This window comes from Leisingera sp. MMG026 (assembly GCF_021654205.1).
GTDB lineage: Bacteria > Pseudomonadota > Alphaproteobacteria > Rhodobacterales > Rhodobacteraceae > Leisingera.
The window spans coordinates 1-14,007 of sequence record NZ_JAKFZM010000041.1 but is presented as its reverse complement, the minus strand read 5'-3'; the positions used below and the strand labels follow the sequence as shown (position 1 = coordinate 14,007).

Annotated in this window: 21 protein-coding genes and 1 tRNA gene; all 22 read left to right on the top strand. The window is 62.1% G+C overall.

Features of this window, described 5'->3' with window-relative positions; genetic code table 11:
- Position 1: 1 nt before the first annotated feature.
- The gene (locus tag L1069_RS18685; protein ID WP_237456673.1) at positions 2 to 397 is read left to right on the top strand and encodes a helix-turn-helix domain-containing protein; all 396 of its coding nucleotides are present in this window, start codon (positions 2 to 4) and stop codon (positions 395 to 397) included.
- Between the two features lie 83 nt (positions 398 to 480).
- The gene (locus L1069_RS18680) at positions 481 to 1,092 is read left to right on the top strand and encodes a holin-associated N-acetylmuramidase (RefSeq protein ID WP_237456672.1); all 612 of its coding nucleotides are present in this window, start codon (positions 481 to 483) and stop codon (positions 1,090 to 1,092) included.
- Between the two features lie 69 nt (positions 1,093 to 1,161).
- On the top strand, positions 1,162 to 1,728 hold the full coding sequence (locus L1069_RS18675; RefSeq protein ID WP_237456671.1) for a holin family protein: 567 nt from the start codon (positions 1,162 to 1,164) through the stop codon (positions 1,726 to 1,728).
- Complete coding sequence (locus L1069_RS18670) at positions 1,725 to 2,072, top strand: DUF2730 family protein (RefSeq protein ID WP_237456670.1); 348 nt, start codon at positions 1,725 to 1,727, stop codon at positions 2,070 to 2,072. Before L1069_RS18675 ends, L1069_RS18670 begins: the two co-directional genes overlap by 4 nt.
- Positions 2,069 to 2,365 (top strand): hypothetical protein, encoded by a 297-nt coding sequence (locus L1069_RS18665; RefSeq protein WP_237456669.1) that lies wholly within the window; start codon positions 2,069 to 2,071, stop codon positions 2,363 to 2,365. Before L1069_RS18670 ends, L1069_RS18665 begins: the two co-directional genes overlap by 4 nt.
- A gap of 3 nt (positions 2,366 to 2,368) precedes the next feature.
- Positions 2,369 to 2,905, top strand: a complete 537-nt coding sequence (locus tag L1069_RS18660; RefSeq protein WP_237456668.1) for a phage protein Gp27 family protein — start codon at positions 2,369 to 2,371, stop codon at positions 2,903 to 2,905.
- Positions 2,905 to 4,299 carry a terminase family protein gene (locus L1069_RS18655; RefSeq protein ID WP_237456667.1) on the top strand — a complete coding sequence of 465 codons (1,395 nt, stop codon included), beginning with the start codon at positions 2,905 to 2,907 and terminating at the stop codon, positions 4,297 to 4,299. Before L1069_RS18660 ends, L1069_RS18655 begins: the two co-directional genes overlap by 1 nt.
- The gene (locus L1069_RS18650; protein WP_237456666.1) at positions 4,299 to 5,858 is read left to right on the top strand and encodes a DUF935 domain-containing protein; all 1,560 of its coding nucleotides are present in this window, start codon (positions 4,299 to 4,301) and stop codon (positions 5,856 to 5,858) included. The genes L1069_RS18655 and L1069_RS18650 overlap by 1 nt, the downstream gene beginning before the upstream one ends.
- Positions 5,851 to 7,044 (top strand): phage minor head protein, encoded by a 1,194-nt coding sequence (locus L1069_RS18645; RefSeq protein ID WP_237456665.1) that lies wholly within the window; start codon positions 5,851 to 5,853, stop codon positions 7,042 to 7,044. Before L1069_RS18650 ends, L1069_RS18645 begins: the two co-directional genes overlap by 8 nt.
- Positions 7,045 to 7,406: 362 nt before the next feature.
- Complete coding sequence (locus L1069_RS18640) at positions 7,407 to 8,369, top strand: phage protease (RefSeq protein WP_237456664.1); 963 nt, start codon at positions 7,407 to 7,409, stop codon at positions 8,367 to 8,369.
- Positions 8,370 to 8,375: 6 nt separating this feature from the next.
- Complete coding sequence (locus tag L1069_RS18635; protein ID WP_237456663.1) at positions 8,376 to 9,287, top strand: Mu-like prophage major head subunit gpT family protein; 912 nt, start codon at positions 8,376 to 8,378, stop codon at positions 9,285 to 9,287.
- Positions 9,288 to 9,296: 9 nt separating this feature from the next.
- Positions 9,297 to 9,371: transfer RNA gene (locus tag L1069_RS18630), tRNA-Met, on the top strand.
- A 24-nt stretch (positions 9,372 to 9,395) separates the two neighbouring features.
- The gene (locus L1069_RS18625; protein ID WP_237456662.1) at positions 9,396 to 9,773 is read left to right on the top strand and encodes a hypothetical protein; all 378 of its coding nucleotides are present in this window, start codon (positions 9,396 to 9,398) and stop codon (positions 9,771 to 9,773) included.
- 110 nt (positions 9,774 to 9,883) lie between these two features.
- Positions 9,884 to 10,327, top strand: coding sequence for a DUF1320 domain-containing protein (locus L1069_RS18620; RefSeq protein WP_237456661.1), 444 nt, complete (start codon positions 9,884 to 9,886; stop codon positions 10,325 to 10,327).
- 39 nt (positions 10,328 to 10,366) lie between these two features.
- Entirely contained in the window at positions 10,367 to 10,813 is a 447-nt protein-coding gene (locus L1069_RS18615; RefSeq protein WP_237456660.1) for a phage virion morphogenesis protein, read from the top strand.
- 34 nt (positions 10,814 to 10,847) lie between these two features.
- Positions 10,848 to 11,402, top strand: coding sequence for a hypothetical protein (locus L1069_RS18610; protein WP_237456659.1), 555 nt, complete (start codon positions 10,848 to 10,850; stop codon positions 11,400 to 11,402).
- Positions 11,395 to 11,796: a phage baseplate assembly protein V gene (locus tag L1069_RS18605; RefSeq protein WP_237456658.1), complete on the top strand. Its 402-nt coding sequence runs from the start codon at positions 11,395 to 11,397 to the stop codon at positions 11,794 to 11,796. The genes L1069_RS18610 and L1069_RS18605 overlap by 8 nt, the downstream gene beginning before the upstream one ends.
- Entirely contained in the window at positions 11,796 to 12,062 is a 267-nt protein-coding gene (locus L1069_RS18600; protein ID WP_237456657.1) for a PAAR domain-containing protein, read from the top strand. Before L1069_RS18605 ends, L1069_RS18600 begins: the two co-directional genes overlap by 1 nt.
- 2 nt (positions 12,063 to 12,064) lie before the next feature.
- Positions 12,065 to 12,259, top strand: coding sequence for a hypothetical protein (locus tag L1069_RS18595; protein ID WP_237456656.1), 195 nt, complete (start codon positions 12,065 to 12,067; stop codon positions 12,257 to 12,259).
- Positions 12,260 to 12,264: 5 nt separating this feature from the next.
- The gene (locus tag L1069_RS18590) at positions 12,265 to 12,597 is read left to right on the top strand and encodes a GPW/gp25 family protein (RefSeq protein ID WP_237456655.1); all 333 of its coding nucleotides are present in this window, start codon (positions 12,265 to 12,267) and stop codon (positions 12,595 to 12,597) included.
- A complete protein-coding gene (locus L1069_RS18585) occupies positions 12,594 to 13,601 on the top strand; it encodes a baseplate J/gp47 family protein (RefSeq protein ID WP_237456654.1) in 1,008 nt (335 codons plus the stop codon). Before L1069_RS18590 ends, L1069_RS18585 begins: the two co-directional genes overlap by 4 nt.
- A partial coding sequence (locus L1069_RS18580) for a phage tail protein I (RefSeq protein ID WP_237456653.1) occupies positions 13,594 to 14,007 on the top strand: 414 nt, incomplete at its 3' end. The genes L1069_RS18585 and L1069_RS18580, both read left to right, overlap by 8 nt.

Below are 14,007 nucleotides of genomic sequence, written 5' to 3'. Positions count from 1 at the left end.
AATGCCCCATGAATTCCGCCCATATCTTCCCGGCGTGCTGGCTTACATCGCTGATGAAATCAGCGTGGAAGTGGCAGTGCGCCTGGCAGAGGCAAAGGGCGGAAGGCGCGTTTACATTCCCAAGAACCCCGATTCCGAGACGGCCCTGGCAAAACTGGTCGGCTGGGAAAATGCCTGCCTTCTGTCCAAACTTCTGGGGCATGGGGAATTGCCGGTGCCTGCCGGCAGTTTCGGCGGGCAGACCGGCCGCCGCCAGCGCATTGCAATGCTGCTGGACCAGGGCATGAGCCATTCCGACATAGCCGCCAAGGTTGACGTGACCCAGCGTACTGTGGAACGTGTAGCCGCATCCTTGCGGGACCCTGATCAGCCTATGCAGCGCGATCTTTTCCTCTAAAACCCTGTTGCCCCCGACACTTGCCGGGGCGGCCATGGCAGCGGCCAGCGCTTAGTTTCGTCTCAAACAGACGGGACCTGGCCATGAAATCAGTTCAGCAAATTGCCGAAGACATTGTCGCGCGCGAAGGCGGCTATGTGAACGATCCGGACGATCCGGGCGGGGCCACGAACTTCGGCGTGACCATCCACACGATGCGCCGCCTGGGGCTGGACCTGGACCGCGACGGCGATGTGGACACGGCTGATGTGCGCCAGCTCACCCGCGCCCAGGCCGTCGGTATCTTCATCCAGCACTATTTCCACAAACCCCGGATCAACCTGCTGCCGGACGCGCTGCAGGCCACTGTTTTTGACATGTACGTCAATGCGGGCGGCAACGCAGTGAAGATCCTGCAGCGGCTGCTGGCCGAGTTTCAGGAGCCTGTCACCGTTGACGGCGCGCTTGGTCCCCAGACGGCACAATCCGCAATGCGGGCCTGGGCCAATGCCGGGGACTATCTGGCGGACGCTTACGGCATCGCCCGGCGCAACTATTACTTCCGCCTGGCAGACCGCCGCCCTGCGTCCCGCAAATACGCCCGCACCCGCGCAGGCGGCAAAGGCGGGTGGATCAAGCGGGCGGAAGAGTTCGTCAGTCCGCGTTTTCACATGAGCGATGCGGAGTTCCGGCAGCGGGTCGCGGCATGGCAGTGATTGCGCCTTTTGATTGGCGGTTTTCGCTTTTGATGGATCAGGTTTGGCTGCGGCTGGGGAGATAGCACAATGCAATTTTTGAAATGGATTTTCGGCGGCGGCCGCAATGTGATTGCTGAGACAGCCGGGGTATTCCGGGAGAACTCAGAAGCTGGCGCACAGCGGCGAGCCGATTATGCGCAGGCTGCCCTGGGGCAGTATGCGGCGGAGTTTCAGGCGGCCCGGCAAGGTTGTTTTGACCGCTTTATGGACGGGCTGAACCGCCTGCCCCGCCCGCTGATGGTTGTGGCCACTTTGGCGCTGTTTGCATCGGCCATGTTTGACCCGCTGTGGTTTGCAGAACGGATGCAGGGCCTGGCCCTGGTGCCGGATCCGCTTTGGTGGCTGGCGGGCACGATTGTGGCATTTTATTTTGGCGGCCGCTTTCAGGTGAAAGCCCAGGACTTCCGCAAGGCGCTTGCCGACAGCACGGCGATGGTGCCGCAGGTCCTGGAAGGTATCAGCCGTATCCGGGCCTTGCGCCATGACAGTCCCGGCGCCGCAGATACCGGCACTGACACCGCCCTTGCTGAAAGCGCAGCCGAGCCGTCAGCGAACCCGGCCGTGTCTGCCTGGCGGGAGGGTGGCGGCAAGTGACGCTGGATCTGGATACAGCGCTAAAGCTGGGCAGTTTTGTTCTGTCCATCGGCGCAATTGTCTACGCCTTCTTTGCCAACCGCTCGAAAGGCAACGACGCGCGCTTTGCAGTCGGTTCAAAACGAATGGACGAACATGACCTGCAAATTCAGGCGCTGAAACAAACCGTCGATGCCATGCCGGGCAAAGAGGACATGCACCGCCTGGAACTCGCCATGAGCGATGTATCCGGTGAGCTGAAGGCAATCGGGGTGCATATGACCGCACAGGGCGACGTCCTGAAACGCTTTGCCAACGTGCAGACCCGGCTTGAGGACTATCTACTTTCAGGGAACAACAAATGAGCTACGCTGAAACCCTTTCCCAACACCGCCGCCTCACCATCCTGAAATTCCTGGCTGACAGCCCGGAATACACGTCGAACGCGTCGATCATGGAACACGTCTGCAATGACTATGGTGTAACCACCAGCCGCGACCAGATCATGGGCGAACTCGACTGGCTGCAAGAGCAAGGTCTCGTCACCTATAAAGACAACGGCTCGTTCCGCGTGGCCACGGCCACCAGCCGGGGCGTTGATGTGGCCCTGGGAAAAGCCCGCAATCCGGGCGTCCAGCGTCCCCGGCCGGGGGCATAATCAGTGCCCCCGCCCCGCAAGATCGACCTGCTGCCGTCCGAGCTGCGCCGCTGGCTTCAGGAGGAGCTGAAGGACCGCGGCTTTTCCGGTTATGAAGAGCTGGCAGACGCCCTTAACTTCCGGCTGGAAGACGAAGGCCTGGAACTCCGCATCGGCAAGTCTGCCATTCATGCTTGGGGGCAGGAATTCCAGCAGTACGCCAAGGCGCAAGAGCAGGCCCAGGACGAAATCCGGACCTTCTTGGAGGAAGCCAGCCTGAAAGATGAGGTGGACGTCACGTCCGCGCTGTTCCAGCAGCTCACCACCATTCAATGGCGGCTGCAGATGGCTATGGCGGACCCGAAAAACCTGCCTGATCCGCGCGGCATGAAAGACCTGACCACGGCCTTGAACAACCTGATCCGCAGCACCTCGCTGCGCGATGAAATCGCCCAGTCGGTGCGCAATGAGATGGCGCGCAAGCTGGATGAGGCGGTTGCCAAAGGGGATGCGAAAGCCGAGGCCGCTGCCGCTGCCCGCGAAGTCCTGGGCTTTGCCTGATGACTAGCCCCGTTATCAACTTCTACCCGTATCAGAAGCGCTGGCTTCAGGATGACAGCCGTTTCAAGATCGGCATGTTCAGCCGCCAGACCGGCAAGACCTTCACCACCTGCGGCGAGCTGGTGGACGATTGCATCATGGCCGAGATCGAAGGCCGCAAGGCGCGCTGGGTGATCCTGTCACGTGGCGAGCGGCAGGCAGCCGAGGCGATGGACGAGGCCATCAAGCCGATTACAAAGGCGTTTTATGCCGCCTTTAACACCCTGCTGAAAGGCGGCAGGCCTGAGTACTCGGAAAGCGAATTCCGGGCGCCCCAGCCCAAGGGCGCCGATGCAGTCTACAAGGCCCTTGAGGTCAAGTTTCCGGGCGGCAGCAGGGTCACCGCCCTGCCCGCCAATCCGGACACCGCGCGCGGCTTCTCCGCCAATGTGGTGCTGGATGAATTCGCTTTTCACCAGAACAGCCGCGCCATCTGGTCAGCCCTTTTCCCGGTGATCTCAAAAGGCGGCCAGAAACTCCGGGTAATCTCGACGCCCAATGGCAAGGGAAACAAGTTTTACGAGCTGATGACCGGGGAGGACAGCACCTGGTCACGCCATCACGTCGATATCTATGACGCTGTGGCCCAAGGCTGCCCGCGTGATGTTGACGAGCTGCGCGCCGGCATGGGCGACGAGGACGCCTGGGCGCAGGAATACGAGCTGAAGTGGCTGGACGGCGCCAGCGCCTGGCTGGATTATGACCTGATTTCGTCCTGCGAAGATCCGCGCGCGGGCAACTCTGCGCTTTATACCGGCGGGCTTTGCTACGTCGGCGTTGATATCGCGGCCCGGAACGACCTGTTTGTGATCTGGGTAGACGAGCTGGTCGACGGTCAGTTGATCACCCGCGAAATCATCGCAGAAAAGCGGATCAGCTTTGCCCGCCAGGACGAGCTGCTGGCAGATGTGTTCCGCCGCTACCGGGTGGCCCGCTGCTGCATGGACCAGACCGGCATGGGCGAAAAGCCGGTTGAGGACGCCAAGCGCAACCACGGCGAAGACCGGGTGGAAGGCATCCTGTTCACCTCTGCCGCCAAGCTGGATCTGGCAACCAGCCTGAAAGAGCGGCTGCAGGACCGCAACAAACTGCTGCCTGAAGGCGACCCGCGCCTGCGCGCCGATCTGCATTCCATCAAGTCGGTCACCGGTCCCACAGGACTTCGCCGCCTGGTGGCCGACACTGACACCGATGGGCACGCCGACCGCTTCTGGGCTGCCGCCATGGCCTCCAAAGCCGCCGAAACCGACTATCAGCCCTACTCCTACCGTCCGGTGCCGCCCGGCGGTGGCCAGGACGTGCAGCGGCCAGTCAACATCACTGCAGGCTTTCGGGCCAGAAAGGGAGCTTGGTAATGGCTTACCAGTTGCTGGATCACCTGGAGCGGCCGGTCCGTTCTCAACAGCTCACAGAACGCGCGGCAGAGCCTGGCCTGACCTCAATCCGCAATGCCTGGGCGCCGACTGTTGCTTCAGGCATGACGCCGTCGCGCCTGGCGTCGGTGCTTATGTCAGCGGCGGAAGGCAACATTCATGACTACCTGGTGCTTGCAGAAGAAATGGAGGAACGGGACCAGCACTACGGGTCCGTGCTTGGCATCCGCAAGCGTGCAATTTCCGGCGTCGAGCCAGTTGTCGAACCGGCTTCAGACAGCGCCCAGGACAAGAAGATTGCCCAGGACCTACAGGAGAACATTGCGGGCCATGACGGCTTTTCAGACCTGGTGGAAGATATACTGGATGCCCTGGGTAAAGGCTTTTCGCAGGTAGAGCTGGACTGGGGCCGCAGCAAGAAAAGCTGGTGGATTGAACAGTTCATTCACCGGGATCCGCGCTTTTTCACTTTTGACCGCGACACCGGCCAGGAAGTCCGCTTGCTGGATGAAGACAACCTGGTCGACGGCGTCGCGCTTGAGCCGTTCAAATGGATTTCCCACAAGGCCAAACTGAAATCCGGTCTTCCGATCCGGGGCGGCCTGGCGCGCCTGGTCGCCTTCGGCTGGATCTGCAAGAGCTACACCGTCAAGGATTGGGTGGCTTTCATAGAAACCTACGGCCTGCCGCTGCGCCTCGGCCGCTATGGCCCCAGCGCCACCAAAGAAGACGTCGAAACCCTGTTCCGGGCTGTGGCCAACATCGGCACTGATGCCGCCGCCGTTCTCCCGGAAAACATGCGGATCGATTTTGAAGGCGGGTCGCAGGCAGCGAGCGGCGACAAGGTCTTTGAGAACCTGGCGCGCTGGACCGATGAGCAGACCTCCAAAGCGGTGCTGGGCCAGACCATGAGCACGGACAACGGCTCGTCCATGGCGCAGGCGGAGGTGCATAATGAGGTGCGCCACGATGTCGCCAAGGCCGATGCGCGGTCAGTGACAAAGACGCTGATGCGTGACCTGGTCAAACCCTATGTTGATCTGAATTACGGGGTGCAGCCGCGCTATCCGAAGCTGAAAATCATCATTGAAGAGGCTGAAGACATTGACATGATCATGCGCCACACCGCCGAAATGGTGGACCGGGGCATGAGGATCAAACAGTCCGAGGCGCGTTCCAAACTCGGATACAGCGAGCCGGACAAAGAAGACGAAATCCTGGGTGCGGCAAAGCCGAAGCCTGAAACAAGACAGGAGACAGCCAAGAACCGTGCGGAACTCCCGCTTGCGGCGCCGAAGGCTTCCCCTGACCCGTACAAGCCTCTGGACGATCTGGAAGGCGAGCTGGCTGGTGACTGGGAAGATATCATGGGGCCGATGCTGGGGCCGGTGATTGAAGTCCTGGAAACCGCCACCAGCTACGAGGAGGCGCTGGAAAGCCTGGCCGATGCTTTCCCGAAAATGGACGTCAAACCGCTGGTGGACAGCCTGGTCAAATCCGCCGTGAAGGCCCGCGCCCTGGGGGATGCGGGTGATGCCTGAATTCAGCGACAAGCCGGGATACAGCTTCAATCCCGGCGCGCCGCCCGAAGTCTCGGATTTCTTCCGCAACAAGAGCCTGCAGCCGAGCTTCAGCTTTGAAGATGTGGAGCCGCAGGAGCACGCTGTCAGCTTCACTGTTGCCAAGGCCATGCAGGTTGATGTGCTTCAAACGATCCGGGACGAGCTGCAGAAAGCCATAGACGACGGCGTGCCATTTGAGCAGTTCCAGAAGAACTTGGAGCCGCGCCTGCGCCGCATGGGTTGGTGGGGCGTGAAGGAGCAGGTCGATCCCATAACCGGCGAAGTGCGCAAGGTGCGGCTTGGCTCCCCCCGCCGCCTGAAAACCATTTACCGCGCCAATCTGCGCTCTGCCCGCGCCGCCGGCCAATGGGACCGCATCCAGCGCAGCAAGCGCGCCCTGCCCTACCTGGTCTATCTGCTCGGCCCCAGCCAACGGCACCGCCTGACCCATGAGGCCAAGAACGGGCTGGTCCTGCCGGTTGACGATCCGTTCTGGCAGACTTGGTATCCGCCGAACGGCTGGGGCTGCAAATGCCATGTGCGCCAGATCACCCGGCGCGAAGCGGGTGAAATCGGCATCGGCGAAAGCCCGGAAACCCCGATGCGGGAGGTGTTCAACACCCGGACCGGCGAAATCAAAACCATCCCCTCGGGCATAGATCCGGGCTGGGAAAGCAATCCCGGCCAGTTTCGCCAGCGCAGGATGGCGGAGTTTCTGCAAGGCAAGCTGGACGGCGCCGACCCGGCCATCGCCCATGCCGCCGCCCGCGACACGGCCACAAGCTGGCGTGTCCGGCGTATCCATGACGGCTCCGCGACGGGGTCCGCGACGGTTGCGGTGCTGCCGCAGGAACTGGCCGACGCCATCAGCGCCCGCACCCGCGTTGTCAGCTATTCCGACTACAATGCAGGCAAAGGGCGGCAGAAACACCCCGAGGCGGTGATTGAGCGGTTTGCCGATTTGGAACGTGTGCTGAACCGGGGAACCGTCGTGCAGCGGGATAACCCAAAGAGCCTCTCGGTCCTGGAAGAAATCGACGGGGAATATTGGCTGGCTGCATTCAAGGCGACCCAGGACGGGCGCGAGATTTACCTCAGCACATTCTACAGACCAGTGCGCCGCTATGCGGAACGGCTGTTGAAATCGGCAGCGGCGGGAAAGTGATCTGCGCTTGCAAGGTCGCAACCCCTTGTCGATCCCATTCCAGAAGAATGGTCCGGTCGAGCGAATGGCTCAAGCGCAGACCAGAAATAGGCCTTTGGGCTGAAAATTTCAACTGTTGCCGGGAATTCGCGCATCGGGCCGTCAATCGCACCGCCCCCGCCATGCGAGGATCATTTTTAAAGGGGGGTTAAAGGGGTCACAGCGGCTCTTGTGGAAATTTCCGGCCCACGGTAGCGTTTTGAGGGAAAAGGCGCTGTAGGGGCCGTTTTTCGCCCCCCTTTTCCGGCACACTAATGCGAGCGTGATTGCCCCCGACAATTGACGGGCATGATTGCACGACCCGGCCATTGCATTGTCGGGGCATGACACAGACCAATTCCATTCAAACTCTCGCTCTAGCGCTGAACTCCGAAGGGGCCACCGCCCCGGAATGGATGCAGCTCACCCCGGCGGGTCCGGAGCTTGAAGGCCGCGACGGCCGCAAGTGGAAAATGCAGGACCCGGAAGCCGTGGTTCAGGCATTCCGCGAAGACGGCGCCGAGCTGCCCGTCGATTTTGAGCATTCCACCCAGGAAAAAGGCGCCAAGGGTGAACCCGCGCCTGCCGTGGGCTGGGTGACCGACCTGGAAGCCCGCAACAATGCGCTGTGGGCAAAGGTGGATTGGCTGGACAGCGGCCGGGATGCCGTGGCCTCCCGCGCCTACCGCTATTCCAGCCCTGTCTTCAATTTCAGCCGCTCCACCGGGGAAGTGAGCCGGATGGTTTCTGTGGGTCTGACCAATCAGCCGAATTTTCAACTCACCGCTCTGAACCGTGAAGGTGAACAGGAGGAACGTAAAATGGACAAAGACGCCCTGGAGGCGTTGGGCTTGAAGGAAGGCGCGTCGGACAGCGATGTTCTGACCGCGATCAACAAGCTCAAGTCGGACGAGGCCCAGGCCCGCAACCGCGCCGAAAGCCCCGACCCTGCCAAGTTTGTGCCGAAAGCCGATTTCGACCTGGCGCAAAACCGTATCCGCACTTTCGAGAAAGCGGACAGCACCCGCCAGGAAGAGGCGATCACGGCCGCTGTGGATGCCGCAGTCGAAGCGGGCAAAATCGCTCCGGCCAGCCGCGACTACCACACCGCCGCTTGCCGCGAAAAAGGCGGACTGGAACGCTTCAGCCAGTTGATTGACGCAAGCCCCGTCATCGCCGGAAAATCCGGCCTGGACGCCAAAGACCCCGCCAAGACAACCACTGCGCTTTCGGACGACGAAATGGCGGCTTGCCGTGCCCTGGGCATGAGCGAGGCCGATTTCGCCGAAGCAAAGGCGAAGGAGTAACCCGTCATGATGGTCACCGCAGCATCGCTTACCGCCCTTCAGGTGGGTTTCAAAAAGAACTTTCAGGACGCCTATTCCGCGATCCGCCCGGAAGCCGACTTCACCAAGGTCGCAACCGTCATTCAGTCCACGTCAAAATCCGAGACCTACGGCTGGCTCGGGAAATTCCCCAAAATGCGGGAATGGGTTGGCGCCCGCGTCATCAAGGATATGGAAGCCCACGGCTATTCCATCACCAACAAGGATTTCGAGGCTACGGTCGGCGTTGACCGCAACGACATCGAGGACGACAACCTCGGCATCTATGCGCCGCTGTTTCAGGAGATGGGCCACAGCGCCGGACAGCAGCCCGACGATCTGACCTTCGGCTTGCTGGCAAAGGGCACCACCGAGACCTGCTTTGACGGTCAGTATTTCTTTGACACCGACCACCCGTCTTATGACGAAAACGGCGGGGACACCGTGGCGTCGAACGTTGATGCATCCGGTGCCGCCGGTAATCCCTGGTGGTATCTGCTGGACGTGACCCGGCCGCTGAAGCCGATGGTTTATCAGGAACGCAAGAAGCCTGAATTCATCGCCCATGTTGACCCGAAGACCTCCGACCACGTCTTCCACAACAAGGAATTCCTGTACGGGGCGGACGCGCGCTCAAACGTCGGTTTTGGTCTCTGGCAGATGGCCTATGCATCGAACGCGGCCCTGGATGGTGACGGCCTGGATGCAGCCATCGAACAGATGCGCTCGCTGAAGGACATGAATGGCCGGCCGCTTGGCATCAAGCCCAGCCTCCTGGTTGTCGGACCGAAGCTGCGGTCCCAGGCGAACAAGACGGTCAAAGTCATGCTGGGTGAAGGCGGCGCTTCGAACTCGAACTACAACGCCGTCGAAGTGCTCGACAGCGACTGGGCCGCCTAAGTCATCCAGCGCGGGGTAGAGCAGAGGTAGCTCGCCAGTCTCATAAGCTGGAGGCCGCGGGTTCAACTCCCGCCCCCGCACCCAATCCCACAACCGAAAGACTGAACGATGAGCAAGAAGATCAAGATTGCATCAGTCCGGGCGGGCGGCTTCTGGCGCTGCGGCCGGCACTTCACCAAGACCGGCACCGTCGCCCAGGTTTCCGATTTCACCGAGGCCGATTTGGAGCGGCTGAAAAACGAACCGCTGCTGCGCGTGACAGACGCCGGGCCGGATGACGAACAAGCCGTGGAAGAGCGGGCGGAAACCATCGCCGAGGCAATCAAGACCCTGACGGCCGAGGACTTCCAGAAAGACGGAAAGCCGAAGCTGGACGCGCTGAAAAGTCTCGTAGGCGATGAGCTGGGCAAGATCAGCACGGCCGAGCGCGACGCCGTCTGGGACAACCTGACCGGCGGGGGCTTTACCGCTCCGGCGGCCGGGTAACCGGGAAATCCGGCGGGCATTGATCCACTGCGGCACCGGGGCGCTGCACATGGATAGCCCGAAGGCCCCGGCGAAATTCACGATCTTCACTTCAGACCACGGGTGCGTTCATGGCCTACGCCACACAAGACGACATTGTTGCGCTCTATTCTCTGGACGCCCTTTATGTGGCCGACCGGGACGGCGATGGCGTGCCCGATGCGGACGCAATCACCCGAGCGCTGAAACTGGCCTCTGGCGAGATCGACAGCTACCTGGGCGTGCGCTTTCCGCTGCCGCTGCCCGAAACCCCGGATCTGCTGGTGCAGTTCTGCGTTGATATCGCGCTTTACCGCCTGGCGCTGTCCCGCGACGTGCTCTCGGAAGAACACCGCAACCGCTATGACGACACGGTCAAGCACCTCAAGGACATTGCACGCGGCACCGCCACCTTGAACATCGGCCAGGCCGCCGCTGAAGAAGGCGGCGAGCCGGTTCCGCCTGCCCGGCCGCGCCCGGTTTTTGCGGGCGGTCCGGAACGCGAATTCACCCGCGAAAAAATGCGGGGGCTTTGAGCAAATGTCCTCAAGTAGCGCAGTGATAGGACGCTCAGAATGGCAGGCGTAACGGCAACCCTCACAACCGAAGGCCTCACCCAGACCATTGCCAAGCTCAGCCGCCTGGAAGGCTTCCAGATGGCCGAGCTGGCAGACGACGCGGGCGCCATCCTGGAAAGCTCCACCCGCCGCCGGTTTGACACCAAGACCGCGCCGGATGGTGCCGACTGGGCGCCCTGGTCGGAAAGCTATGACGACACCCGCAATCACGATGTGCATTCGCTGCTGATCGAAGAGGGCGATTTGCGCGACAGCATCGCCAGCTATTCCACCGGCACCGAGGCGCATGTCGGGTCCAACCTGGTCTATGCCGCCCACCAGCATTTCGGCGGGGATGAAACCGGCAGCGGCGTGCCCGCCCGTCCCTATCTGGGCGTGTCGGCCGAGGACGAGCTGGACCTGCACGACCTGGTCACCACCCGGCTTGAGGATCTGATGCAATGACGTCCTCAAGTAGCAAAGCGATAGGACCACTATCATGACCACGCCTGACGAACTGCTGGCCACGCTGCCCCAGACCATCTGCGGCCAGGTGAAAACCCTGCTGCCTGAGCTGCGCGAATGCGAGCCGCACGAGGGAAAATATTCCCTGGAAGAGCTGAAGAAAGACGGGTTGCCGTCCCCGGCCGTGAAAATCTCGATCCTGGGCGCAAAACAGGACAAGACCTTCGCGGCGTCCCCGGCGACCTTCATGCTGAAAATGGCTGCCTATGTTGTGACCCGCGACGGCCTGGGCAAACCCCGTGACGTGCGCGCGGCCAACATCTGCCAGGTTCTCATGACCCTTATTCCCGGCCAGCGCTGGGGCCTGAACGGGCTGGGCGATGCGCGGGACGCCGAGGTGCATTGCCTGGTTTCCACCAAGGTGAAGTCCAAGGGCGTATCCCTTTGGGCTTTGACCTGGCACCAGCCGATCAGCTTCCACCAGCCCGCTCTGCAGACCCTGGGCGTCGAGCTTTATGCCGGCCAGGCGCCGTACATCGGCGAAGACCACCTAGCGCAATATGAGCAGATCGGGGGCGGCGATGAGTAAGCAAGCTGCCGAAGCCGACCGCCGCATTGAAAACACCCTGCTGACCGGAAAGGTGATTGAGGTGGATGCCGCCAGCGGCAAGGCCCGCGTTGATTTCGGCGGCGAGCTGGAAACCCAGCTCATTCCCTGGATGGCGCAGCGCGCCGCAGAAAACCATTCCTGGTGGCCGCTGCAGATCGGCGAATGGGTCATGGTCGGCGCACCGTCCGGAGATCTGGCCCAGGCCGTCATTCTCGGCGCCATCCCGACCGGCACCAACCCGCCGCACGGCGCCGCCGATACCTTCCGGCTGAGCTTTGCGGGCGGGTCATACATCGAATTCGCAGGCGGCAACATCACCATCCACGCAACCGGCGACCTGATCCTTCAGGGCGCAAATGTGAGGCTCAACTGATGCCCGGCGTCTCCCGGACTTCTCAGGACAGCGCGGGCGGAACCATTACCGGCGTTCTGGTCCCAACCGTTGCCGTCAACGGCACCCCGGTTGCAGTGATCAGCGCTGCCGTCGCCCCGCATGGGTTCGGTGTTCATGGCGGGCCGGTGATGGCCCAGGGAAGCGGCACTGTGTTTGCCGGGGGCATTCCCGTTTGCCGGGCGGGCGACGCCGCATCCTGCGGCCATGCCGCGACCGGATCATCCAACGTTTTTGCAGGAGACTGAAAATGGCAAAAGCCGAAGACAAGACCCCGAAGAAAGAAGACTACGTCACCACCGCCGACGGCTGGACCGCCGGCCAATGGCGGCCCAGAGGCGCACCGGTTTCCCTGACCAAGGAGCAGGCGAAGTACGAAAACGTCATTCTGGCCAGCGCCCTTGCCAAACCTGCGGCCGCTAAAGCGGGTGCCGCCAAGAAATGAGCGGCATGGACAGGCATACCGGGCGGCGGCTCGAGGACGGCGCGCATCTTGCGCAGTCGATCCTTGATATCCTGACGACCCCCAAAGGCACGCTGGTCATGCTGCGTGACTACGGGTCCGACTTGCCTGACGTGATCGACCAGCCCTTGAACGGCGAAACCCTCATTGACGTCTATCAGGCCACAGCCGAGGCGCTGGCCCTCTGGGAACCGCGCATCAGCCTGGGCCGGGTTCAGGTTATTGACGCCCGGCCGGGCTACGCGGAGCTGGAGCTGATCGACACCGGCGGCAACACCATCGACCTGCCCGCCGTCACCACCGGAGGCGCGGGCGCATGAGCGGCTTCACTTCCATTGACCACAGCAAGCTGCCGCCGCCGGAAATCATCCGGACGGTTGGCTTTGAGCCGCTGTTTGAAGAGATGAAAGCCGAAGCCGCCGCGCTGATGCCGGAGCTGGCCCCGTTCCTGCAGCTCGAAAGCGAGCCGGTCACAAAGCTGATCCGGGTCTTTGCCTATTACCGGATGCTGGACCGGCTGGAATTCAACGACGACGCGCGCGGCTTGCTTCTGGCCTTGTCCACCGGCGGCGCGCTGGATGGCCTGGGCGCCTTCTGGGGCGTCGGCCGCCTGGTTGTTCAGGAGGCTGACGACAGCGTGTCGCCGCCAATTCCTGAAATCAAGGAAAGCGACGACGCCTTCCGCCACCGCATCCAGCTTTCCATGGAAGGCCGCAGCACCGCCGGGCCGCGCGGCGCTTATATCTACTGGGCGCTGACGGCGGCTGGCAGCATCAAGGATGTGTCCGCAGCAGCACCCCGGTTTGAACGGCTGGATCTGTCCCCTGAACTGGCGGCCCAGCTTCCCGCTGGCGCCATTGTTCTGACCGTCGCGGATGATGCCGGTCTTGCTGATCCGCTGCCCGGCGATGTGGCTGTTACGGTTTTGGACCAGGCGGGAGACGGCATGGCTTCTGAAGAGGTTTTAAGCGCCGTTGAAACCACCTTAAACGGCGAGGAAATCCGCCCGCTGACAGACCGGCCGCGTATCCGCAGCGCCAGTATTCTTCCCTATCAGGTCAGCGCCACTTTGATTCTGAAAACCGGCCCCGACCGGGGCGCAGTTCTGCAGACAGCGGCTGCGAACCTGCAGGCCTATGTTGACCGCCAGCATCACCTTGGCCAGGACATTGCGGTCGGCGCCATTTATGCGGCGCTTTATGTGGAAGGGGTGGACCGGGTCCAGCTCCACAGCCCTGCCGCCGACATCGAGGTCGGCCCAAGCCAGGCCGCCTATTGCCCGTCCGAAGATATCACTTTGATTGAGGGGAATGGCAGTGCTTGATTTCCCATCCATTCTCCCGCCCAACCGCAGCAGCTTTGAAGCTGCCCTGGAACAGGTCATCCGCAAGACCAAACCGGATCTTTCGCCCGTCGCCACCCTGATGGACCCCGACCTGTGCCCCGGCGAACTGCTGGGCTGGCTGGCCTGGGCGTTCTCTGTTGATGTGTGGGACCCCGCCTGGGATGAGGCGGCCAAGCGCCGGGTCCTCAAACACTCGCTTGCGATGCACCGCCGCAAAGGCACTGTCGCCTCTGTCAAAACGGCGCTGTCCGTTCTGGGCTTCCATGTTGATCTGGCCGAATGGCTGGAAACCGGCGGCGCGCCTTACACCTTCCGCCTGGATGCCTACAGCGTTGAGGTGGTTGCGGCGGGGCAAGAGCTGAACGCCCGGCTCCTGAATATCACC